Consider the following 22,788-nt stretch of genomic DNA (forward strand, 5'->3'; position numbering starts at 1 on the left):
GAAAAAAGCGACTCGCGGCGACTCGGGTGAGCGATGGTTAACAGTTTGGTTACGATCCGAGGACTAACCTTCGGCCATATCGCACACTTTCAGCGCCTCAAGGATTCCGCCGATGTCCATGGCCGCCGACGTTGACACCATCGAACGCACGTCCATCGTCGCCTACACCCTCCTCAACGAGCTGCACGACGTGCTGGCTCTGCCCAAGGCGCCGGACGACGTGACGCTCGGCATCCTGATGGGGCTGTCCATGTTCATGGACGACAAGGTGGGTCCGATGCGCGCCAAGCGCCTGATGTCGGAGGCGCCGACCATCGTCCTGAAGACCGACGCCCACGTCACCGGTGACCAGATGCAGCGCATCATGCCGGTGCTGCGCGCCTTCGGCGACCACCTGAAGGACATGCGCGCCAAGGCCGCCCGCCCGGTGGACGACACGGTCGCCTGACCGAAGGGCGCTTTCCCTGTTCGTAACGGAAGGCCCGGCCCGCAAAGGCCGGGCCTTTTGCCGTTCGCCCCCCATCTTGACCGGTGCGGCATTTCGTCGGATGCTGGGCGGCGTCGCCCACCGGAGGTTCACAGCCGCCGGTCGGGGCTCAACGCAGGGGCGGCTTCGGCCATGGAACTGCTTTCCGGGGATTGGATCTGGGCACTGGCCGTCGCCGCGCTTCTGACGGGCGCGACGATCAGCGTCATCGTTCTGGCCGCCGTGGGCTCGATCCGCCGCAGCGTGAACGAGGGCGGCGCCCGCCAGTCCCAGCAGATCCGAAAGCTGGCGGAAACCGTCGGCACCCTGACCGCCCAGCAGCAGGACGCCGAACTCCGCATCCAGCACCTGACCGAAATCAACCGCAAGCTGGCGGAGGAGGTCACGGCGCTGGGCGAACGGCTGCGCGACGCGGACTCCGCCCCCCGCATTTCCGGCACCGCAAGGCTTCTTCATTGACCATGCCCGACACTTTTCCCCGCCCCATCGACGGCGATGCCGAGCGCGCCCGCTGGACGGCCAGCGCCGACGCCTGGGACCGCTGGGCCGACCCCATGGCCGATCTGGCGGACAAGCTGAACCAGCCCCTGTTGGACGCCGCCGGCGTGACGGCGGGCGACCGCGTGCTGGATCTTGCCTCGGGGGCCGGCGAACCGGCGCTGAGCGCCGCACGCCGCGCCGGGGCGGATGGGCTGGTGGTGGGCAGCGACCTCGTGCCCGGCATGATGGCCGGCGCCCGGCGCCGCGCGGCGGAGATGGAGGACGGGCTGCGCCCCGTCTTCACCGCCGCCGACATGACCGCCCTGCCCTTCGCGGCCGGAGCCTTCGACCGGGTGACCTGCCGGTTCGGCATCATGTTCGTCCCCGGCGTGGAGGCGGCCCTGGCCGAGCTGCGGCGCGTCCTGCGCCCCGGCGGCGCGGTGGCCTTCATGGTCTGGGGGCCGCGCGCCGGCAACGCCCTGTTCGACACGGTGGGCGAGGCCGTCGCCGCCCGATTGGGCGAGGACCACAGCCTCGACCCGCTGTTCCGCTTCGCCGCCCCCGGCACGCTGGCGGAACCGATGCGCACCGCCGGCTTCGCCACGGTGACCGAGACGGACATCACCCCCGTCCGCAAGGCCCCCCAGGGCCAGCCCTTCTGGCGCGCCACCCTGGAGATGAGCTTCGGCCACCGTTTGCACGCCCTCTCCCGCGACCAGCGCGCGGAATTGGACGCCGAAGTGACCCGCCGCTTCGACGCGCGGGCCCAGGACGGCACCATCCCCCTGCCCATTCACGTCCGCATCGTGACCGGCGCCTGAATTTCCGGAATTCATTCCCTCCCCCGCCCAGCGGGGAGAGCCAGGGTGGGGGCAACGCCTTCCCATCCCGCGACGCCATCCCCGCGACGCCATGCCCACGGCGCGCCCGATAGCCGCAGCGACCCCACCGGGCCACGAAGCCGGTTGACTGCGCTTATGCATTCATTTGGATGCATGACGCCGATGGGCTTTACCCATCCGGCATCCAAAAGGAGGTGATGCGCTTGAAAACGTACCTGAAGTGGTTCCGCCGCTTTTGGTTCCGGATGAAGTTCGAGTTCGAAGCCGGCTTCAACAAGGACCAAGATAGCTAAGAACCCAATGGGCGGGGTCGGGAAACCAGCTCCGCCTTCAGGACACCGAAGGCGCATCACCTCCTTGCCCCACAGATTACCACAGCTCCCGAAGCCGTCAAAGAGCGCGCGAGTGGCGCCTCGTTCTTGCTCCGTTCGATTCTCATCACTATTCTTGCGGGTCCCAGCAAAGCGCCCGGTTCTCCATGCCAGACCTCCCCTCCCCCCTCCTCCCCGCGAACGTCCAGGGCTGGTTCCGGTCGCGGGGCTGGGCGCCGCACCCGCACCAGCTCGCCATGGTCGAGGCGGCGGAGGCGGGAGACAGCGCCCTGCTGATCGCACCCACCGGCGGCGGCAAGACGCTGGCCGGGTTCCTGCCCTCGCTGATCGATCTGGCGGAGCGCCCGCGCGACGGGCTGCACACGCTCTACATATCGCCGCTGAAGGCGCTCGCGGTGGACATCCAGCGCAATCTGGAGGACCCCATCGCCGAGATGCGGTTGCCCATCCGCACCGAGACCCGGACCGGCGACACCCCCGAATCCAAGCGGCGGCGGCAGCGGGCGCACCCGCCGCAAATCCTGATGACCACGCCGGAAAGTCTGGCGCTGATGATCGCCTACGCCGACGCGGCGGCGCTCTTCCGGCATCTGCGCTGCGTCATCGTGGACGAGCTTCATGCGCTCGCCGGGACCAAGCGCGGCGACCTGCTGGCCCTGGGGCTGGCGCGGCTGGCCCGGCTGGCGCCGCGGGCCAGGCGGGTCGGGCTGTCGGCCACGGTGGCGGAGCCGGCGCAGCTTCTCGCCTGGCTGTCCAGGACCGGGCGGGCGGAGGGCGGCGACGTGCGGCTGGTCACGGGCCGGGCCGGCGCCTCCGCCGAGGTGGAAATCCTGACGAGCCGCGAACGGCTGCCCTGGGCCGGGCACATGGCCGTGCACGCGCTGAAGGAGGTCTACCAGCGCATCCGCGCCCACCGCACCACGCTGGTCTTCGTCAACACCCGCGCCCAGGCGGAGCTGGTCTTCCAGGAACTCTGGCGCCTCAACGACGACAGCCTGCCCATCGCGCTCCACCACGGCTCGCTGGCGGCGGAGCAGCGGCGCAAGGTCGAGGCGGCCATGGCCGCGGGCAAGCTGCGGGCGGTGGTGGCGACTTCCTCGCTCGACCTCGGCATCGACTGGGCGGCGGTGGATCTGGTGGTGCAGATCGGCGCGCCGAAGGGGGCAAGCCGGCTGGTCCAGCGCATCGGGCGGGCCAACCACCGGCTGGACGAGCCCAGCCGCGCCCTGCTCGTCCCCGCCAACCGGTTCGAGGTGCTGGAATGCCGCGCCGCCGTGGACGCGGTGGCGGCCATGAGCCTGGACGGCGAGCGGCCCCGCCCCGGCGGGCTGGACGTGCTGGCCCAGCACATGCTCGGCATGGCCTGCGCGGAGCCCTTCCGGCCCGACGACCTGTATGACGAGGTGGTCTGCGCCGCCCCCTACGCCGGGCTGGCGCGGGACGAGTTCGACGACGTGCTGGATTTCGTGGCGACCGGCGGCTACGCGCTCGGCAACTACGAGCGGTTCCACCGGCTCAAGATGCGCGAGGACGGGCGCATGGCAGTGGCCGGGCCGGCGGTGGCGCGGCAGTACCGCATGAATGTCGGGACCATCACGCAGGAGGCCATGCTGCGCGTGCGCCTGAACCGCGGCCCGGTGCTGGGCGAGGTGGAGGAGCATTTCATCCAGGGACTCACCCCCGGCCACACCTTCGTCTTCGCCGGCCAGTTGCTGAAGTTCCTCGGCATCCGGGAGATGGAGGCGCAGGTCGCCAAGGGCGGCAGCGGGGAACCGAAGGTCCCGGCCTATGCCGGCGGGCGGCTGCCGCTGACCACCGCCCTGGCCGACCGGGTGCGCGCCATGCTGGCCGACCCGGCGCAATGGCCCGGCCTGCCGGAGGACGTGCAGGAATGGCTGAGGCTCCAGCGCTGGCGCTCCGTCCTGCCGGCGCATGACGGGCTGCTGGTGGAGAGCTTCCCAAAGGCGGGCAAGCGCTTCCTCGTCGTCTACGCCTTCGAGGGGCGGAACGCGCACCAGACGCTGGGGATGCTGCTGACCCGGCGGATGGAGCGGATGGGCTGCGGCCCGCTGGGCTTCGTCGCCACCGACTATGTGCTGGCGGTCTGGTCGCTGCGCACGCCCAAGGACATGGACGGGCTGTTCGACCAGGACATGCTGGGCGACGATCTGGAAGCCTGGATGGACGAGTCCTCCATGCTGCGGCGGACCTTCCGCAACGTGGCGCTGATCACCGGGGTCATCGACCGCCGCCATCCCGGCCAGGAGAAGTCGGGGCGGCAGGTGACCTTCTCCTCCGACCTGATCTACGACGTGCTGCGCAAGCACGACCCCGGCCATGTGCTGCTGCGCGCCACCCGCGCCGACGCGGCGGGCGGGCTGACCGACGTGCGGCGCCTGTCGGACTTCCTGGCGCGGGTGAAGGGCCGCATCACCCACAAGGATCTGGACCGCATCTCCCCCCTCGCCGTGCCGGTCATCCTGGAGATCGGGCGGGAGCGGGTGGACGGCTCCGCCACCGACGAGCTTCTGGAGCAAGCCGCCGCCGATCTGGTGGCGGAGGCGATGCCGGAACTCGGTTCTCCGGGTAACTCCCAAGGCCGGCTGGCGTTGTGATGACCATGGAAACGACGATGACGTTGCGCGGCGTGGCGCTGGCCCCCGACCCCTCCGGCGCGCTGGTCTGGCCGGCGGAGCGGACTCTGGTGGTCGCCGACCTGCATCTGGAGAAGGGCTCCGCCTTCGCGGCGCGCGGGCGGATGCTGCCGCCCTACGACACGCGGGCGACGCTCGACCGGCTGGCCGGTCTGGTGGAGCGGCTGGCCCCGGAGCGGGTGGTCTGCCTGGGCGACAGCTTCCACGACCGCCGCGCCGCCGGGCGCATGGAGGCGGGGGACGTGGCGCGGCTGCGCGACCTGACCGGGCGGGTGGCGGACTGGCTGTGGGTGACCGGCAACCACGACCCGGAACCGCCGGAGGGCTTCGGCGGACGCATCCTGGACGATCTGGCGCTCGGCCCGCTGACCTTCCGGCACGAGGCGGTGCCGGGCGCCGTGGGGGAGTTGTCGGGGCATCTGCACCCGGTGGCCGCCGTGCTGGTTCCAGGCCGGCGGGTGCGGGAACGCTGCTTCGCCTTCGACGGCGGCAAGCTGATCCTGCCGGCCTTCGGCGCCTATGCCGGCGGGTTGAACGTGCTCGACCCGGCGGTGTCCGGCCTGCTGGCGGAGCGGTTCGAAGTGCATCTGCTGGCCCGCGGCAAGGTCCACCGCTTCCCGCGCAGCCGCCTGTCTCCCGACAAGGCGTAAAGAAAAAGCCCGGAGAGTCGGGGGAACTCTCCGGGCGAGTGGTCCTGCCGGAACCGGCGGTTAGACGTCCGGCAGGAGGGACCTCGATGAATGGGGCAGGACGTCAGTTCGGCATGATGACGGTGTCGATCACATGGATGACGCCGTTGGACGCCATGATGTCCGGTTTCACGACCTTCGCGTTGTCCACCATCACGCCGCCCTTCGTCGCGTCGATGTCCACGGTGGTGCCCTGCACGGTCTTCGGCGTCGCCGTCTTGCCGGCGATATCGGCCGAGGTCACCTTGCCCGACACCACATGATAGGTGAGTACGGAGCGGAGCTTCTCGCGGTTCTCCGGCTTCAGAAGATTTTCGACCGTGCCCGCCGGAAGTTTGGCGAACGCCTCGTCGGTCGGGGCGAAGACGGTGAAGGGTCCGCCGCTCTTCAGCGTATCGACGAGGCCGGCGGCCTGGACGGCCTGGACCAGCGTCTTGAACTGGCCTGCCGCCACGGCGGTGTCCACGATGTCCGCCGCTTTCGCAGCGGTGGCGGCGGCGAAGGACATCGGCAGGGCGATGGTGGCGGCGGTCAGCAGCCGCGACAGGCGGGACATGTCATTCCTCCATTGGGTTGCGTCTCGTTCCTCCCCCGACCGTGGAACCGGCGCCGTCGGCCGCCGTGCCTCCGGCTCCACGTCGTGGCAGCGAAGGCGGAAATAGCGGTGCGAAAACCGTGGTCAATAGGAATTCCACAGGAAAAATTTTTATACCCGCGGTGATCCGGAGGAATGGCCATCGCGTAGCAAGACCCATTGACCGCAGCCGCAGACTGCGGCGATTTGGCACGCCCGTTCTTCTGTCCATTTCCTTAAAGTTGGCCGATGAAGACCGATCAAGCACCAATCCTCGTCTGGTTCCGCACCGATCTTCGCCTTGCCGACAACCCGGCCCTCACCGCTGCGGCCACCGCCACGGCGCAGGATGGCACGCCCGTCATCCCGGTCTACATCCGGGAGGAGGACGGCGGCGATCCCTGGCTGCCCGGTGGCGCCTCCCGCTGGTGGCTGCACGGCAGCCTGGAGCGGCTGGGCAAGGCATTGGAGACGCTCGGCTCGCCCCTGGTGCTGCGCAGCGGCGACCCCGCCACGGTGCTGGAATCCCTGGTGGAGGAAACCGGCGCCCAGGCCGTGCTGTGCAACCGGCGCGCCGGTCCCTCCGCGATCGCCCGCGACCGCCGGGTGGGCAAGCGGCTGACGGCGCGCGGCGTGACGGTGCACCCCCACAACGCCGCCCTGCTGTACGAGCCGGGAACCATCCGCACCAAATCGGACACGCCCTTCCGGGTGTTCACGCCCTTCTGGAAGGCGCTGCTGTCCATGCCGGAGCCGCCGCGCCCCACCCGCGCGCCGTCCGGGCTGACGCCGCCGGCCAAGCCGGTGTCCAGCGAGTCCCTGAAGGATTGGGGCCTGCGGCCCACCGCGCCGGACTGGGCCGGCGGCCTGCGGGCGCGCTGGACGCCCGGCGAGGAGGCCGCACGCGAACGGCTGGCCGAATTTCTGGACGGTCCGGTCGCCGTCTACGCGACCGAGCGCGACCGCCCGGACCATGACGGCACCTCCACCCTCTCCCCCCATCTCGCCTTCGGGGAGATCGGGCCGCGGCAGATCTGGCACGCCGCGCGCCACGCCGCCGCCCAACGGCACGAGTTGGCGTCGGGCGCCGAAGCCTTCCTGCGGGAGCTGGGCTGGCGGGAGTTCAACCATCATATGCTGCGCGAGGAGCCGGACCTGCCGGACACGCCGCTGGACGCGCGATTCGTCCATTTCCCCTGGCGGAAGGACGAGTCGGCCCTGCACGCCTGGCAGCGCGGACGCACCGGCTATCCCATCGTGGACGCGGGCATGCGGCAGCTCTGGCGGACCGGCTGGATGCACAACCGCGTGCGGATGATCGTCGGTTCCTTCCTCATCAAGGACTTGCTGATCCCCTGGCAGGAGGGGGAGGCGTGGTTCTGGGACACGCTGGTCGATGCCGACATCGCCAACAACGCGGGCAACTGGCAATGGGTGGCCGGCTGCGGCGCCGACGCGGCCCCCTTCTTCCGCGTCTTCAACCCGATTCTCCAGGGCGAGAAGTTCGACCCGGAGGGCGATTACGTCCGGCGTTTCGTCCCCGAGCTGGCGAAGCTGCCCAGCCGCTGGATTCACAAGCCCTGGCAGGCGCCGGACGGCGTTCTGAGGGAGGCCGGGGTCAGGCTCGACCGCGATTACCCGCGCCCCATCGTGGATCACGGCGCCGCCCGTGACCGCGCGCTGGCCGCCTTCGGGCACATCAAGACATCGGGTGATTGACCGGAACGGGATCGTCAAATCCCCCCGTGTGTTTTCATTCCGCCGTCATGGGAGCGCAAAGAAACCGTCACAGGCCACCGGTAAGGTGCCCCCGCCCCACCCAAAAATAATTTTGCGGAAAGAGACGAGGCGCACCGATGGACACCCATGACCTGCCCCGGAAGGGCACCAAGTATCTGACCTTCGAGGGCCGCGAGGACATCGGCTCCAACCCGTCCGAAAACCCGACCATGGGCGACGTCATCACCGCCCGCGTCGGGCGCCGCGACCTGATGCGCGGCATGCTGACCGGTGCGGCGGTCGGCGCCCTGATCGGCCCGGCAGCCCTGCTCTCCTCCTCCGGCGAGGCGGAGGCCGCAGCCACCGGCGCGGCGCGCCCGGCCAAGGCCAGCTTCTCCTTCCAGGAGGTCGCTCACGGCGTGGACGCCAACCACCACGTCGCCGCGGGCTACGACGCCGACATCCTGATCCGCTGGGGCGACCCGGTGGTGCCCGGCGCGCCGGCCTTCGACCCGATGAACCAGTCCGCCGAGGCGCAGGCGAAGCAGTTCGGCTACAACAACGATTTCGTCGGCTACGCCCCGCTGCCGCTGGGCTCGACGTCGCCGGACCGCGCGCTGCTCTGCGTGAACCACGAATACACCGACGAGGAGGTCATGTTCCCCGGCGTCGGCGTGGAGCAGCAGAAAGACAAGTTCGCCCGCATGACCAGGACGCTGGTGGACATCGAGATGGCTGCCCACGGCGGCACCGTCATCGAGATCCGCAAGGTCAAGGGCAAGTGGGTGACCGACCCGAATTCCAAGTACAACCGCCGCATCACCGGCGAGACGGTCTGCGCCATCACCGGCCCCGCCGCCGGCCACGCCCTGATGAAGACCGGCGGCGACCCGACCGGCACGAAGGTCCGCGGCATGCTGAACAACTGCTCCGGCGGCATGACGCCGTGGGGCACCTGGCTGTCGGCGGAAGAGAACTTCAACGGCTATTTCTGGGGCAAGGTCGAGGACACCAACCCGAACGCCAAGTCGCTGAAGCGCTACGGCTTCCCCGGCGAGTGGTACAACTGGGGCGTCTACCACGACCGCTTCGACATCGCCAAGGAGCCGAACGAGGCCAACCGCTTCGGCTGGGTGGTGGAGATCGACCCCTACGACCCGACCTCGACCCCGAAGAAGCGCACGGCGCTGGGCCGCTTCAAGCATGAGGCCTGCCAGATCGCCGTCGGCAAGGACGGCACCGTGGTCGCCTACACCGGCGACGACGAGCGGTTCGACTATGTCTACAAGTTCGTCGCGGCGAAGAAGTTCGACCCGAAGAACCGTGCGGCCAACATGGACATCCTGGAGACCGGGACGCTCTATGTGGCGAAGTTCAAGGCCGACGCCTCGGTCGAATGGCTGCCGCTGGTCCACGGCCAGGGTCCGCTGACCGCCGAGAAGGGCTTCCCCGATCAGGCCACCGTGCTGATCAACGCCCGCCTCGCCGCCGACGCTCTGGGCGCCACCAAGATGGACCGCCCGGAGGACATCGAGGTCAACGCGGTGACCGGCAAGGTCTATGTCGTCCTCACCAACAACTCCCGCCGCAAGCCGGAGCAGGTGGACGCCACCAACCCGCGCGCCGAGAACAACTGGGGCCACATCGTCGAGATCCTTCCGGAGGGCGGCAACCACGCCTCCACCAAGGGCGAGTGGACGATCCTGGTCCGCGGCGGCAACCCGGCGGACGAGAAGGTCGGTGCGCAGTTCCACGCCGACACCACGGCCAACGGCTGGTTCTCCTGCCCGGACAACGCGGCGGTGGACCACCGCGGGCGCCTGTGGATCACCACCGACCAGGGCGAGAACTGGAAGAAGGCGTCCGGCACCGCCGACGGCGTCTGGGCCGTGGAGACCGAAGGCAACCTGCGCGGCCTGTCCCGGATGTTCTACCGCGTGCCGGTGGGTGCGGAGATGTGCGGCCCCTGCTTCTCCACCGACGACCGGACCCTGTTCGTCGCCGTGCAGCACCCGGCCACGGACGGCGTGGACCAGTGGGAGGGCTTCAAGGGTAAGCTCTCCTCCTTCGAGGACCCGGCGACCCGCTGGCCCGACTTCAAGCCCAACATGCCGCCGCGCCCGTCGGTGGTCGCCATCACCAAGAAGGACGGCGGCGTGATCGGTCTCTGACCGGCCGGGAAACCGTCCCCAAACAAAGCGACACGCCTGAAAGGGCGGCCCCCGCGTCCGGGGCCGCCCTTCTTCTTTGTCTGGTGTCGGGGTTCGGCGATGTTATAAGATAACGCCATGACCGCCGATTCCCACCCCACCACCGGCCCGATTCCCAACCACGGCCACGACCACGCGCACTGCATCGCCGACGCGCTGATGCGCGCCGACGCCCTGTGCGCGGAGCGCGGCGCGCGGCTGACCGCGCTGCGCCGGCAGGTGCTGGAACTGGTCTGGACCAGCCACAAGCCGCGCGGCGCCTACGCCATCCTGGAAGACCTCAGCCAGCGCGAGGGCAAGGCCACCGCCCCGCTGACCGTCTACCGCGCGTTGGAGTTCCTGGTGGAACAGGGGTTGGTCCACCGCCTCGAATCGCTGAACGCCTACATCGGCTGCGCCGCACCGGGGGCCGTCCATTCCGGGCAGTTCCTGGTGTGCGAGACCTGCGGCAACGCCGCGGAGATCGACGACCCGCGCATCCGCGCCGCCATCGGCACCATCGCCGCCGAGCGCGGTTTCCAGGTGAGCCGCCCCACCGTCGAGGTGCGCGGCACATGCACCGATTGCCAGGAGAAGACCCCGTGACCGCCGCCGCTCCCACCCCTGCCGCCCCGCCGCCGCCCCGCCTGCCCGTCTCGGTGCTGACCGGCTTCCTGGGCAGCGGCAAGACCACGCTGCTGCAACGGCTGCTGCACCATCCCGGCATGGCCCGCACCGCCGTGGTCATCAACGAGTTCGGGGAGGTCGGGCTGGACCATCTGCTGGTCGCCAAGGCGTCGGAGAACATGGTGCTGATGGACAGCGGCTGCCTGTGCTGCACGATCCGCGGCGATCTCGTGGACACGCTGCGCGACCTGTTCCTGAAGCGGGTGCGCGGCGACATTCCGGAGTTCGACCGGGTGGTGGTGGAGACCACCGGCCTCGCCGACCCGGCCCCGATCATCCACACGTTGATGAGCGATCCGCTGCTCTCCGCCCGCTTCCGCCTGGACGGGGTGATCAGCACGGTGGACGCGGTGCACGGCGCCGGCCAGCTCGACCGCCAGCCGGAGAGCGTGAAGCAGGCCGCCGTCGCCGACCGCATCGTGCTGACCAAGACCGACCTCGCCACGCCGCACACGACGCTCGCCCTGTGCCAGCGCCTGTCGGCCATCAACCCGGCGGCCCCCCAGATCCCCGCGGCTTTCGGCGAGGTGGACCCGAAGCAACTGTTCGACGCCGGCCTCTACAACCCGGAGACCAAGAGCCCCGACGTCGCCCGCTGGCTGAAGGAGGAAGCGTACCGCGACGAGCACGCGCACCATCATCACGACCACGGGCACCATGATCACGGGCACCATGATCATGGGCATGAGCATGGTGAAGGCTGCGGCCCGGACTGCGGGCACGATCACCACCACCACGATGCCAACCGGCACGACGCCAACCGGCACGACGACCACATCCGAGCCTTCTGCATGGTGGTGGACGAGCCGATTCCGTGGAACGGCTTCGTGGACTTCATGGAGGCCCTGATCGCCGCCGGCGGGGAAAACCTGCTGCGCATCAAGGGACTGCTGAACGTCAAGGAAAGCCCGCTGCCGGTCGTCGTCCACGGCGTCCAGCACATGTTCCACCCGCCGGTCCAGCTTCAGGAATGGCCGGGCGAGGATCACCGCTCCAAGATCGTCTTCATCACCCGCGATCTGGGCGAGGCGGTGATCCAGCCGATGTTCGACCAGTTCGTCCGCAACGCGGAAGGGGCGGCCTGAGGGGAGTCCTTGCCCCCACCCCGGCCCTCCCCCGCTGACGCAGCGGAGGGTTAGGGAGGGGGCAACCGGCTGCCTCTACTTCACCTTGTAAAGCTGGAAGTACCGCCCCTCCTGCAGCAGCGTCAGATGCTCCGGCACCGGGTTGGGGCGGCCCGGCTCGCTGAACAGCACATAGACGTAGCCGAAGCGCCGCGGCCAGTCGGCCCAGTAATGATTGTCGCGCAAGCCCGGCTGGCGCACCGCGTCGGCGACGTAGCCGATGCGCGGCATGTAGGTGAAATCGCCGTCCAGATCCGCATAGTCCGGCTTCAGCAACAGCACCTGCTTGCCCGGGTGGGTGAAGGCGATGGGCACGAGGCTGGAGCGCTCCATCAACGCCAGCACCGGCGCGTGGTGCAGGCCGAAGGACAAAGCGCGGTCATCGGTGAACTGGGTGGCGCGGAAGGGCGACTTGCGCAGCGTCTCATCGGCGTAAGTGGCGAGCACAATGCTGCCCGGCTCGATCCGCAGCAGGGAGTGGCGCACCTCCTCCAGCAGGGGGTCCACCCTGGCCAGCCCCACCCCCGCGTCGGCGCTGCGCAGCAGCGACAGCGCGACCACCACCGACAGGAAGGCCGCCCGCATGGCCGCGGTCGCCAACTCCCAGCGCACGAAGCCCAGCGCCACGAAGGCGATGCCGATCGGCAGACGGCTGTCCGCGAACCACGACCCGAACAGCACCAGCGGCATCGCCGCATAGACCACCAGCCCCAGCACAATGGTGACGGCCCCGACCGGGTGGAGCCGCAGCGCCCCGCTCCACAGGCCCCAGGCGATGCCCAGCCCGACGGCGATCCCCGTCACATAGCCCACCGTGTCGGCGTAGCCGCCGAACAGGAAGTCGAAGCCCATCAGCTTCGCCGTGCCGACCCACAGGACCGCGTCGGCGAAGCCCGAGGACGGACTCATCAGCAGCAAGGGCGGCACGATCAGGAAGGGCAGACCGAAAGCCAGCGCGTCCGGCAGCGCCCGCCGCGGGTCGCGCCAGCCGCCGCTCCGCCACAGCCGCCACCCCTCGAAGGCCAGCAGCGTCAGCCCGTAGAGTCCGAGCGCGAACAGGTGCGAAATGAACAGCAGCAGCACGACGCCCAGCGAGGCCAGCCCGCGCTGCCAGGGCGCCCGCTCCCGCAGCGCGATCCAGCCGGCGATTCCCCACAGCGCCAGCCCCAGCCCGAACAGATAGTTGAACAGGCCCATGTAGGTGGACAGGGTGTAGAGGAACAGCCCGGCGGCCAGCGGCCCCATCTCCACCCGGCCCCAGACCGCGCGGTAGAGCGCGATGGAGCCGGTGACCAGAACCAGATAGCTGGCCGTGACGAACAGCCGGCTGGCCGTGTGGACCCCCACCAGCTTGGCCAGCGGCGGCACCACGATGTCCATCACCAGATTGGGGATGATCGCCCAGCGCACCATGTAGAATTCCGCCAGCGCCGGGTCCTGGCCGAGATGGGCCAGGGCGTACATCCGCGTGACGTGGTTCACGTAGTCGCCGAGCGCCGGAATCTCGAACATCCAGACGGGGACCGAGGCCGCCACCAGGATCAGCAGGGCGGCGGGCCAGACGGCCCAGGACTCGGCGCGGGACGCCGCCTGTGCGTCGAGGGTGGAATCCCTGAACATGCGGCCTCCCTTCAAACGCTTTCCGGGAAGGAACGCGGCGCCGCCGCGGGGGCCGCCGCCGTGGGGGAGGCGCGCAGATCGTCCGGGTAGAGGTTGCGCAGCCCCGCCCGGTAATGGGTCCAGAAACCGCGCAGCCCCTTCAGGTCGCCGCGCCGGTGCAGCAGGTAATAGAGCGTGTACTTGACCATCATGCGGGCGATGGCCTTCCGCTCGTAGGTGGCGTGGATGTAGCCCATGTTGCGGAAGAAATAGGGGGCGCGGTTCTCCGGCATCTCCTCCACCGTGCCCAGCAGGCCGCCGGCCAGCGGGCGCTGGGTGCGGCGGTTGCGCGGGTGGATGTGCAGGGCGTGCACCGCCGTCCCGTCGCGCAGCCCGGCGCGGCGGGCGCGCAGCGTGAACTCCCACTCGTCGCCCCAGATGAACATCTCGCGCTTGATGTTGCCGATGCGCTCGAACACGCGGCGGCGCAGCAGGGTCCCGTTGAACAGCGCGATGGCACCCGGAACGATGCCGTCGCGCGCCGACGCGGCGAAAGCGTCGGCCTTGGTGAAGCCCTGCAAGGCGAAGGCGAGATCGCCCCGATCCTCCGCCGCGACCACGGTCGGCCCGACGAGGTCGAGGCCGTGCCGCTCCCCCTGGCGCAGCAGTTCGGCCAGCGCGCCCGGCGCCGGGATGCCGTCGTCGTCGGTGCTCCAGATCCAGCGGGCGCCCAGGTCCAGCGCCGTGGCGAAGGCGGTGTGATAGGCCCCGGCGGACCCGATGTTGGCCTGCCGGACCACCAGAAGCTCCGGCATCGCCGCCCGCTGCCCGGCCAGCCATTCCGCGGTGCCGTCGCTGGAGCCGTTGTCCACCACGACGATGCGGTCGGGCCGAGGCTCCTGCCCGTGGATGGCCGCCAGACAGCCCTTCAGCAGGGCCAGACGGTTGTGGGTGACGACCACCGCGACGACGGGGGTTTCCCAGGGGCGTTCCGGTGCTCCGGTGTCCAGCGTCCGGGCTTCTGACATGCGGGTTCCGTCCTTCGTCTGTGCCTCAGCGGGCGGCCACCCCAAGTTTTTTGCTTTGCGAAGAGAGGGCAATGCCCCGGACGGAGAGGGGCGGCACCATTCGCATAGCCCGGAAGGGGAAGACTTCAGCTCAAGCGCATCCAGCCGGTGCCCCACAGCCACAAAACGGCGAAGCCCATGGACAAAAGGGTTATCGGGATGCCGCAACGGGCGTGCTCGACAAAGCCCAGCCGGACGCCGGAGGCCGCCGCCCGCTCCACCACGATGATGTTGGCAAGGCTGCCGGGGATCAGCAGGTTGCCGGCCAGCGTGGACAGCACGGCCAGCCCGTAGAGCGCGCCCTCCGGCGGCGCCGGCCAGGCGGACAGCAGAAGGATCACGGCGGGCACGTTGCCGATGCTGTTGCTGGCGGCCAGCGCCAGCGGCGCCATCACCGCCAGCCGGTCGGGCAGCCAGCCCGCCGCCTCCAGCCCCGCCACGAATTCCGCCGGCAGGCCGGTCAGCTTCAGCGCGTGGTTGATCGCGAACAGCGCGGCGAACAGGACCAGCAGATGCCAGTCCACCATGCCCAGCATCCCGCGCGAGGCCAGCCGCCGGCTGACCAGCATCGCCCCGGCGACGAGCAGGGCGCCGATCTCGTGCGGCAGGCCGGTGGTGAACAGGCCGAGAAGCACGAGGGTCGCCACCACGGCCTTGCCGAGTTGGGCCCGGTCGAGCGCCACCGGCTCCGCCCCGCCCTCCCCGTTGGGCTCTCCGAAGCGGCCCTTCCAGGCGAACCACACCACGGCGTAGACCGCCACGAGACCGGCCAGCGCCGGCACCCCGCACACGGCCAGGAAGCGCCAGAAATCCAGGTGGCCCATCTGGCCGATCAGGATGTTCTGCGGGTTGCCGATCACCGTCGCCGCCGATCCGGCGTTCGCCGCCCCGGCCAGCGCGATCAGATAGGGCCGCGGGTCCAGCCCGCGGGCGACCAGCCCGACGCAGAGCATCGGCGTCATGGCGAAGACCACCACGTCGTTGGCGAGCACCGCCGACAGGCCGCCGCCCACCGCCACCGTCACCGCCAGCAGCCGCGCCGGCGACCGCGCCGCCTGCGCCACCCGCAGGGCGCACCAGTCGTAGAAGCCGCTGGCCGCATACTGCGCGGACAGCACCATCAGCCCGAACAGGATGAACAGGGTCGGAAAGTCGATGGCCTCCGCCACCTGCCCCGACTCCAGCGCCCCGACGGCGAGCAGCAGGATCGCCGCGACCAGTGCGATGCCCGTGCGGTCGATGCGCAGGCCGGGAAAACGCCCCAGCGCCATGCCGACGTAGGTGACGGCGAACAGGACGACGACCGCGGCTGTCATTGGAATCGCAGGCATGGATCGGGGATTCGCTGAAGGGAGGAGAAATCCGCCCCTCTATAGCGGTCCGGTGCGGCTTCAGGCCATACGGATCAGGCCAGGGTGACCGTCATCCCCTCGCGTGCGGCGAAGCAATCGGGAAACACCGCCTGGGCCGCCGCCTCGATGGCCGCCATGGCGGCGTCGTCGTGGTCGGGGTCGTGGTGGAACAGCACCAGCCGCTTCACCCCCGCGGCCTGCGCCAGCCGGACGCCCTCGGTCCAGGTGGAATGGCCCCAGCCGATGCGGTTCCGCCACTCCTCGTCGGTGTAGGTGCAGTCGTAGAGCACGAGGTCGGCGCCGTCGATCAGGTCCAGGACGTTGCGGTCCGGATGGCCCGGCACATGCTCCGTGTCGGTCACATAGGCGAAGGATTTTCCCAGATGCTCGATGCGGTAACCGGTGGCGCCGTCCGGGTGGTTCAGCGGCGCCGTGCGGACCTCCACCCCCTCGCCCAGCGCGAAACGGTCGCCCGCCGCGATCTCGTCGAAGACGATGTTGCTCCCCATGGTGCGCATCGGCACGGGGAACAGGGGGCGTTCCATCTGCCGGGCCATGGTTGCCTCGATGCCCGGATTGCCGTTCAGATGGCCGGAAACGATGCGCAGGTGGAAACCCTTGCTGTAGGCCGGAGCGAAAAAGGGAAAACCGCAGATGTGGTCCAGATGGGTGTGGCTCATCAGCAGGACCGCCTCGGTGGCGCCCTCCTTCAGCAGCCGTTTGCCGAGCATGCGGATGCCGGTGCCGGCGTCGATGACGATGCGCTGGCCGCCCGCCTGAACCTCGACGCAGCTCGTGTTGCCGCCGAAGCCCATGTGGGACGGCAGCGGGCAAGGGACCGTGCCCCGGACTCCCCAGAACGTCACCGAAAAGCCCATGCCGACCTCAGCACACAATCCGGCTCCATGATAGGCGGGAACCGTTAAAACGGCATTTTAGCATGGTTTTCGGTTTACGCGGTGACGACCGTCACAGGACCGCCTGCTCCAAGGAGGGAGCCGCCCCCCTTCCGGTCCGGCCGGCGCTCAACTGGCGGGGCTCAACTGGTCAGCAGGATGTTCTCGATGAAGCGTTCGCAGGACCGGCGGTGGAAGCAGCCGGGACAACCCGTGTCCGGACAGTCCAGCCCCGCCTTCAGCACGGTCAGCCCATCCACCAGGCGGTCTTTCGTGGCCTGATCGATGACGTCCGCCACCAGCACGTCGCGGATCGCCTCCGCGACGAGGTCGTCTTCCTGTTCCGGTACGGTCACGATCTGACTGAGAGCCTGCATGCGAAACACCTTTCCATGGTCCAACTGCACCACAGAGGTGTTTCGCTAACATTTCAGGCAGGACACTCAAAAGAATCGAATTGCTGCAATCCGACACGTCTATCCGCAACTGCTGGCCGTTTCCTGGACGATCACTCCAAACCAGCCGAGGCCCTTGTAGGTTTCATAGCCGGGAGTCACGGCGAAACCGACCACCCGCCCCTTGTCATCCGAATAGCTGCCGTGCCCGTGTCCGCCGGTGCGCAGCGGAAAGCTTTCCGTCAGGACGCCCCGCCGGTCGGATGCGGCGATCACCCGGTGGCGGCTGTCCACCAGAAGGCAGCGGGTGCGGGACCGTTCCTCGTCGGTCAGGCGGACGGAGTCGACCACCCCCTGGGATTGGGCCTGCCAATCGAAGAAGATGCCCAGAACGCCGATGACGGCGCCGGTCTCCTCCCCGCCGGCGCGGATGGCCGTGGCGTAGGTGGCGACGGTCGCGCGGTCCAGAAGATCGTTGGTGCCGATGTCGGCCACCGCGAAATCGGCACCGCTGCGGGTCGTCATGGCCTCGCGAAACCAGGATTCGGAAGCGACCGAGCTGCCGACCGGGCGGCGGTAGCGGTCTGGCCGCCCGTTCGCCAACACCACGCCCTTGGCATCGACGACCCAAAGGTCGAGATAGACGGTGTAGGCGCCCAGGATGACGCCCAGCCGCTCCGCGGCGTGGCGGCGGTTGGCCTCGGTCGGGCTGGCGGCGCAATCCACCACGGCGTTGTCCGTGGCCCACCAGCGCACATCGCAGGACCGCTCGTACAGATTGCGGTCGATGATGTCGATCATGTTCAGCGACAGGTCGGCGAGCCGCCCGCCGCGCAATTGCGAGACCAGACGGTTGCCCAGCGTGTTCAACTCGTCCGTCTGCACCGCCATCTGGGTGCGCAATTCCTTACCGATGCCGGTGATCCGCTCCGAAATGGCTTTCACCTCCTGGGCCACCACGGCGAAGCCGCGCCCGGCCTCTCCGGCGCGCATGGCTTCGATCAGGGCGTTGAGCGCAAGGATCTTGGTCGTGTTCGTGACGGTTTGGATCTCATCCATCTTGCGCGTGGCAAGGTCGGACACCGCACGCGACAGCGCCACGATACGTTCGGGCATGAACATCACCTCCAATGAAAATCGGTGACGACTCCCCAGGATGGCCGAGCGAATACTCGTCGGCCTGTTCAATCATCCGCAACCCACCCAAGCGGTATTTTTTCGTAAATAATAATAAAACCGCAACATCGAAACGTAACGGGATTTGCGCCGCCCCTGCGGCGCAATGTCATCCCCCGGTATGCAGATGCAGGGCCTTGCCGCTCGTTCAGACACGCGGCTTCGCCGCTCCGGCCTTTACGGCCGCCGGCGTCCATGCAGGGGCGCTGTCTTGAAGCGGAATGCTCCCATTCCGGCACGAGCGCCCTCACCGGCCCTCAGCGCAGGCCTCCCGCCGGCGCTGAGGCGCTCCGGTCCCCCCCTCCCCTTTGGAGAGAAGGTCAACTCCTGACCCGTCAGACCTTGTAGGCCAGACGCAGGCCGCCCCAGTGGCGTCCGCGCACGGTGATCGGGGCCGACACGTCCTTCATCAGGGCGTATTTGCCGCCGCCCATGTCGCGCCGGTAGGTCTGGAGAAGGAAGGGTTTCATGTTGCGCCCCGCCGCCAGACCGACACGGTCGTTGAAGATGCGCCGGTTGCGGCAATTGGCCGCGTTCCACACGGGGTCGGAACCCTGGGGCTGGCTGAACTTCCGGTTGTGGGTCGGCAGATAGCCGTTGGAATCGACCGCCACGCAGAAGACGATGCGCTCGTTTTCCCCCGGCAGCGAATCCAGCACCTTCGGCAGCACGCGGTCGCAGAACTGCGTGAAGCGGGTCATGTGCTGCTGCGGGTTGGAGCCCGGGATCGGTTGGTAATTGGTGTCGAACAGGTCGCCCTCGCCGACCTCGCCGCGCGCCAGCGCGTCTTCGAAATCGGCGGAGATCCGGGACGCGGCGTCGCGGACCATCCGGATGAAGGGCGTGTCCACCGTTTCCACGTCCAGCTCGGCGGTGATGCCGATCAGCCGCTCGCTCATGCTGACCAGGGAGTTCACGCGGTCGCGGGCCTGGGCGAGGTTGTCGCTGGACAGTTGCACCCCCACCGCGAGGTCGTCGATCTCGTGCTGCAATTCCTCGCAGTTGGCGCCGATCTCGGAGGACGCCACGTCGATCTTGTCCGTCTCGCCGTTCAGCTCCGACATGGCGCGTCCGACCGTCTCGATCACCGCGCCGATGGCGGTGGTGCCCTCGCTCACCGCGCGGGCCTTGCCGGCGCTGGACGCGCTTTCGACCATCAGGCGCTGCGCCTGATCGTTGAGGTACTTCAGCGTGGCGTCGATTTCCGTCGTCGCCTCGCTGGTCTTCTTGGACAGCGCTTTCACCTCGTTCGCCACGACGGCGAAGCCGCGCCCGGCCTCCCCGGCGCGGGCCGCCTCGATGGTGGCGTTCAGCGCCAGCAGGTTGGTCTGCTTGGCGATGACGAAGATCTCCTTGGCGACCCGGCCCACGCGGTCCAGCGCCTCCTGAAGCCCGGCGATCTGCCCTTCCATGCCGCCCACCGCGGCGACCAGGGCATGGATGTCGGCCATGGAGCGCTGCACCCGGTCGTGGGAGGACTCGACCTCCTGCCGGGCCTGTTCGGTCACCGAACGGGCCACGGTGGCGGCGGCGGAGATGCGCTGCGTGCTCTCCGACATCTTGTTTCCGGTGCTGCGCAGTTGCGCGAACACGTTGGCCTGATGGCCGAGGCGTCCATTGACCTCCTCGACATGGCCCGCGATGTCCGCGATCTCAATCCCGAGATTGCCCGCTTCAGTGGCAATATCGGCAATCAGATGAGAGCGGCCGCCGAACACACTGTCCATTTTCCCGCCATCCGTTTCACAAGAATGCGCAAAGCGCTAAAATCCGATGCAATTATTACCGAATCCTTACAATTGCGCAATGGAAGAAGGGACAATTGACAGTCGGAACGCTCTCTTATTGCGCATTTGCAATCTTCGCGCAACCGAAGGCCGAAAAATGCGTCAACCGGCGCCGCCATCGGCGATGCGCTGGTCCAGCCGTTCGTCCTGCAGGCCGGCGGGTTCCTGGTGGATCAGCACCTCCGCTCCGGGAAAGGCGCCTCGCAGGCGGTTCTCCACCCGGTCGGTGATGTCGTGCGCCCCGGCCACCGACAGCGCGGGGTCGAGTTCCAGGTGAAGTTCGATGAAGGCGCCCACGCCGGAACTGCGGGTCCGCAGGTCGTGCATCCCCGCGACGTCCGGTTGTGCCATCACCAGCGCCGCGATGCGCTCCCGCTCCTCCTCCGGCAATTCCCGGTCCATCAGCACGTTCAGCGCTTCCCGGGCCACGTTGCGGGCGCCGTAGAGCAGGAAGGCCGCGATGCCCAGCCCGAACAGCGGATCGAAGGCGCCGATCCCGGTCCAGCCGGTCAGCAGAATCGCCAGGATGACCGCCGCGTTCATCAGCAGGTCACCGGCGTAATGCAGCCGGTCGGCCCCCACGGCGACCGACCCGGTGGCCTTCACCACATGGCGCTGGAAGGTGATCAGGCCCGCGGTCAGCAGGATCGACAGCAGCATCACGGCGATGCCGACCGCCCCTTCCCCCACCGGCTGGGGCGTGATGAGGCGGCGCACCGCCTCGATCGTCAGGAACAGGGCGGAGCCGCCGATGAAGGCGGCCTGGGCCAGCGCGGCCAGCGCCTCCGCCTTGCCGTGGCCGAAGCGGTGCGCCTCGTCGGGCGGGCGCAGCGCCGTGCGCACCCCCAGCAACGTCACCACCGACGCCAGCATGTCGGTGCTGGAGTCGATCAGCGACGACAGGATGCTGACCGAGTCGGTGGTCAGGTAGGCCGCCAGCTTCGCCAGGATCAGCGTCAGGGACACCGACACGCTGGCGTAGGTGGCGTAGCGCCGCAGCCGGTGCGCGTGCGATTCGCTCATGAGCGTCTTCTTGTTTATGCAGTCCCGCCTTTTTACGGGTACAGCCGCTCCGTCGTCCAGCTTGCGGGCTCATCCGCCGTGGGATCGCCCTCGCGCAGATACAGAGTCCGCTCGTGCAGGCGGAAGGGGCGGTCCTGCCAGAACTCGATTCGCCGCGGCAGGATGCGGAAGCCGGTCCAGTGCGGCGGACGGGGAACGGCGCCCAGGCCGAATTTGGCGGCGAACTGGGCCACGCGCTTTTCCAGTTCCCACCGCCCCTCCAGCGGGCGCGACTGCTGCGACGCCCAGGCGCCGATGCGGCTTTCCCGCGCACGGCTTTCGAAATAGGCGTCGGCCTCGGCGCCGGACACCTGCTCCACCGCGCCTTCCACGCGGATCTGGCGCTTCAGCGTCTTCCAGTGGAAGCACAGCGCGGCGTTGGCGTTGGCCAGAAGCTGCTCGCCCTTGCGGCTCTCCGTGTTGGTGTAGAAGACGAATCCGCGCGGATCGATGCCCTTCAGCAGCACCATGCGCACCGACGGCGCGCCCTGCGCATCCGCGGTGGCCAGCGCCATGGCGTTGGGATCGTTGATTTCGCTGCGGGTGGCCTCGTCCATCCAGTCCTGGAACAGGGCGTACGGGTCCCGGTCGTTGGATTCGCTCATCTTCCCCTCTTGGCACGGCATGGCGCTTCTCTGGGCCTGTCCTGGGCAGCGCTGGTCACAGCCTCCCCCCAATTCACGAATATGCCCAATTCACAGATATGATAGCCTCGCATATATGAGTGTCCACCGGTGCGCCAGAAGCAAGGCACGCCGGCTCCCAACCTTTCGAGGCAGCATCGATGTTCGTGAAGAAGCTCGTCCCGGCGGCGATGGCGGTCGCCCTGCTCGCGGGTTGCGTCAGCACCCCCCAGGAAGCCAGCAAGAAAGCGGAAACCGTCGGCGGCACGATCTCGTCGAAGTATGGCAACGCGTCGGGCAAGGTCGCGTCCTCGGGCACCGGTCCGCTGCTGGGCGCCTTCATCGGCGGCGCCGCCATCGACCCGTCCGACGCCGCCGCGGCGGAAACGGCGGCAAAGCGCGCCTACGCCGCCCCGGTCGGCGATCAGGTGGGCTGGACCAACCCCACGACCGGCCATTACGGCTCGCTGGTCACGACGCGCGACGGCTACAACAACGCCGGTCAGTACTGCCGGGAGTTCCAGCAGTCGGTGACCACGAAGAGCCGGACCGAATTGGCCTACGGAACCGCTTGCAAACAGGGCGACGGTACGTGGAAGATCGTCGCCAATTCGTAACGCCGTGTCCCCGGGTTCCGGGGCGGGCAACCTCTGGCCAAAAAAAGCATGCGTGACCCTTATCAAATCCTCGGGCTCAGCCGGTCCGCGAGCGCCGACGACATCAAGAAGGCGTACCGCAAGCTCGCCAAGGAGTTCCACCCGGACCTGAAGCCCGGCAACGCCGCGAACGAGGAGCGCTTCAAGGAAATCTCGGCAGCCTACACGCTGCTGTCGGATGCCGAGAAGCGCGCCCGCTTCGACCGTGGCGAGATCGACGCCTCCGGTCAGGAGCGGCACCACGGCTTCGGCGGGCGTTCCCGCGCCAACGCCGGGCGTTCCCGCGCCTACAGCGGGGCCGGCGGCGGCGCCGGCGGCGACGATTCCTTCTTCGGCGGCGAGGACTGGTTCTCCGACCTGTTCGGCGGCGGCCGCCGCCGCGGCGGGCCGGGCGGTGG

22 protein-coding genes are annotated in these 22,788 nt (G+C 68.8%); 12 read left to right on the forward strand and 10 right to left on the reverse strand.

Annotation, left to right across the window (positions count from 1 at the left end; translation table 11 throughout):
- Positions 1-118: 118 nt before the first annotated feature.
- The 5 genes from QSG27_RS11710 (at position 119) to pdeM (ending at position 5,445) form a co-directional block, all read left to right on the forward strand.
- Complete coding sequence (locus QSG27_RS11710) at positions 119-448, forward strand: hypothetical protein (protein WP_306706264.1); 330 nt, start codon at positions 119-121, stop codon at positions 446-448.
- Between the two features lie 171 nt (positions 449-619).
- Positions 620-946, forward strand: coding sequence for a hypothetical protein (locus QSG27_RS11715; protein ID WP_306706267.1), 327 nt, complete (start codon positions 620-622; stop codon positions 944-946).
- A gap of 2 nt (positions 947-948) precedes the next feature.
- Positions 949-1,788: a class I SAM-dependent methyltransferase gene (locus tag QSG27_RS11720; RefSeq protein ID WP_306706269.1), complete on the forward strand. Its 840-nt coding sequence runs from the start codon at positions 949-951 to the stop codon at positions 1,786-1,788.
- A 499-nt stretch (positions 1,789-2,287) separates the two neighbouring features.
- A complete protein-coding gene (locus QSG27_RS11725) occupies positions 2,288-4,756 on the forward strand; it encodes a ligase-associated DNA damage response DEXH box helicase (RefSeq protein WP_306706271.1) in 2,469 nt (822 codons plus the stop codon).
- Positions 4,757-4,773: 17 nt separating this feature from the next.
- Positions 4,774-5,445 (forward strand): ligase-associated DNA damage response endonuclease PdeM, encoded by a 672-nt coding sequence (gene pdeM, locus QSG27_RS11730; protein ID WP_306706272.1) that lies wholly within the window; start codon positions 4,774-4,776, stop codon positions 5,443-5,445.
- A gap of 103 nt (positions 5,446-5,548) precedes the next feature.
- On the opposite strand, the gene QSG27_RS11735 is transcribed toward pdeM, so the two are convergent.
- The gene (locus QSG27_RS11735; protein WP_306706274.1) at positions 5,549-6,040 is read right to left on the reverse strand and encodes a fasciclin domain-containing protein; all 492 of its coding nucleotides are present in this window, start codon (positions 6,038-6,040) and stop codon (positions 5,549-5,551) included.
- Positions 6,041-6,307: 267 nt separating this feature from the next.
- Here QSG27_RS11735 and QSG27_RS11740 point away from each other — a divergent pair, with 267 nt between their 5' ends.
- The 4 genes from QSG27_RS11740 to QSG27_RS11755 all read left to right on the forward strand — a co-directional run bounded on the left by QSG27_RS11740 (position 6,308) and on the right by QSG27_RS11755 (position 11,738).
- Positions 6,308-7,777: a cryptochrome/photolyase family protein gene (locus QSG27_RS11740; RefSeq protein ID WP_306706276.1), complete on the forward strand. Its 1,470-nt coding sequence runs from the start codon at positions 6,308-6,310 to the stop codon at positions 7,775-7,777.
- Between the two features lie 137 nt (positions 7,778-7,914).
- On the forward strand, positions 7,915-9,948 hold the full coding sequence (locus QSG27_RS11745; protein WP_306706278.1) for a PhoX family protein: 2,034 nt from the start codon (positions 7,915-7,917) through the stop codon (positions 9,946-9,948).
- A gap of 117 nt (positions 9,949-10,065) precedes the next feature.
- Positions 10,066-10,572, forward strand: a complete 507-nt coding sequence (locus QSG27_RS11750) for a Fur family transcriptional regulator (RefSeq protein WP_306706280.1) — start codon at positions 10,066-10,068, stop codon at positions 10,570-10,572.
- Positions 10,542-11,738 carry a CobW family GTP-binding protein gene (locus QSG27_RS11755; protein ID WP_306706281.1) on the forward strand — a complete coding sequence of 399 codons (1,197 nt, stop codon included), beginning with the start codon at positions 10,542-10,544 and terminating at the stop codon, positions 11,736-11,738. The genes QSG27_RS11750 and QSG27_RS11755 overlap by 31 nt, the downstream gene beginning before the upstream one ends.
- 75 nt (positions 11,739-11,813) lie before the next feature.
- Here the strand turns inward: QSG27_RS11755 and QSG27_RS11760 are convergent, their stop codons facing one another.
- From QSG27_RS11760 to QSG27_RS11790, 7 genes are all read right to left on the reverse strand, one after another.
- Positions 11,814-13,397: a hypothetical protein gene (locus QSG27_RS11760; RefSeq protein ID WP_306706283.1), complete on the reverse strand. Its 1,584-nt coding sequence runs from the start codon at positions 13,395-13,397 to the stop codon at positions 11,814-11,816.
- An 11-nt stretch (positions 13,398-13,408) separates the two neighbouring features.
- A complete protein-coding gene (locus tag QSG27_RS11765; protein WP_306706285.1) occupies positions 13,409-14,404 on the reverse strand; it encodes a glycosyltransferase in 996 nt (331 codons plus the stop codon).
- 125 nt (positions 14,405-14,529) lie between these two features.
- Positions 14,530-15,774, reverse strand: a complete 1,245-nt coding sequence (locus QSG27_RS11770; protein ID WP_407653206.1) for an SLC13 family permease — start codon at positions 15,772-15,774, stop codon at positions 14,530-14,532.
- A gap of 74 nt (positions 15,775-15,848) precedes the next feature.
- On the reverse strand, positions 15,849-16,673 hold the full coding sequence (locus tag QSG27_RS11775; protein WP_306706287.1) for an MBL fold metallo-hydrolase: 825 nt from the start codon (positions 16,671-16,673) through the stop codon (positions 15,849-15,851).
- Between the two features lie 161 nt (positions 16,674-16,834).
- Positions 16,835-17,068 (reverse strand): hypothetical protein, encoded by a 234-nt coding sequence (locus QSG27_RS11780; RefSeq protein WP_306706289.1) that lies wholly within the window; start codon positions 17,066-17,068, stop codon positions 16,835-16,837.
- 99 nt (positions 17,069-17,167) lie between these two features.
- Positions 17,168-18,202 carry a methyl-accepting chemotaxis protein gene (locus QSG27_RS11785; protein ID WP_306706291.1) on the reverse strand — a complete coding sequence of 345 codons (1,035 nt, stop codon included), beginning with the start codon at positions 18,200-18,202 and terminating at the stop codon, positions 17,168-17,170.
- A gap of 395 nt (positions 18,203-18,597) precedes the next feature.
- Positions 18,598-19,821, reverse strand: a complete 1,224-nt coding sequence (locus QSG27_RS11790) for a methyl-accepting chemotaxis protein (RefSeq protein WP_306706293.1) — start codon at positions 19,819-19,821, stop codon at positions 18,598-18,600.
- Positions 19,822-19,842: 21 nt separating this feature from the next.
- On the opposite strand from QSG27_RS11790, the gene QSG27_RS11795 reads away from it, so the two are divergent.
- Entirely contained in the window at positions 19,843-20,088 is a 246-nt protein-coding gene (locus QSG27_RS11795) for a hypothetical protein (protein ID WP_306706295.1), read from the forward strand.
- A 63-nt stretch (positions 20,089-20,151) separates the two neighbouring features.
- Here the strand turns inward: QSG27_RS11795 and QSG27_RS11800 are convergent, their stop codons facing one another.
- Complete coding sequence (locus tag QSG27_RS11800; RefSeq protein WP_306706297.1) at positions 20,152-21,072, reverse strand: cation diffusion facilitator family transporter; 921 nt, start codon at positions 21,070-21,072, stop codon at positions 20,152-20,154.
- 32 nt (positions 21,073-21,104) lie between these two features.
- Positions 21,105-21,716, reverse strand: coding sequence for a pyridoxamine 5'-phosphate oxidase (pdxH, locus tag QSG27_RS11805; RefSeq protein ID WP_306706300.1), 612 nt, complete (start codon positions 21,714-21,716; stop codon positions 21,105-21,107).
- A 179-nt stretch (positions 21,717-21,895) separates the two neighbouring features.
- Between pdxH and QSG27_RS11810 the strand changes: the two genes are divergently transcribed.
- Both QSG27_RS11810 and QSG27_RS11815 read left to right on the forward strand, forming a co-directional pair.
- Positions 21,896-22,351: an RT0821/Lpp0805 family surface protein gene (locus QSG27_RS11810; RefSeq protein ID WP_306706302.1), complete on the forward strand. Its 456-nt coding sequence runs from the start codon at positions 21,896-21,898 to the stop codon at positions 22,349-22,351.
- A gap of 48 nt (positions 22,352-22,399) precedes the next feature.
- Positions 22,400-22,788: DnaJ domain-containing protein (locus QSG27_RS11815; protein ID WP_306706304.1), on the forward strand; the 389-nt coding region annotated here is incomplete at its 3' end.

It is taken from the genome of Azospirillum isscasi (assembly GCF_030849505.1).
Classification (GTDB): Bacteria; Pseudomonadota; Alphaproteobacteria; order Azospirillales; family Azospirillaceae; genus Azospirillum; species Azospirillum isscasi.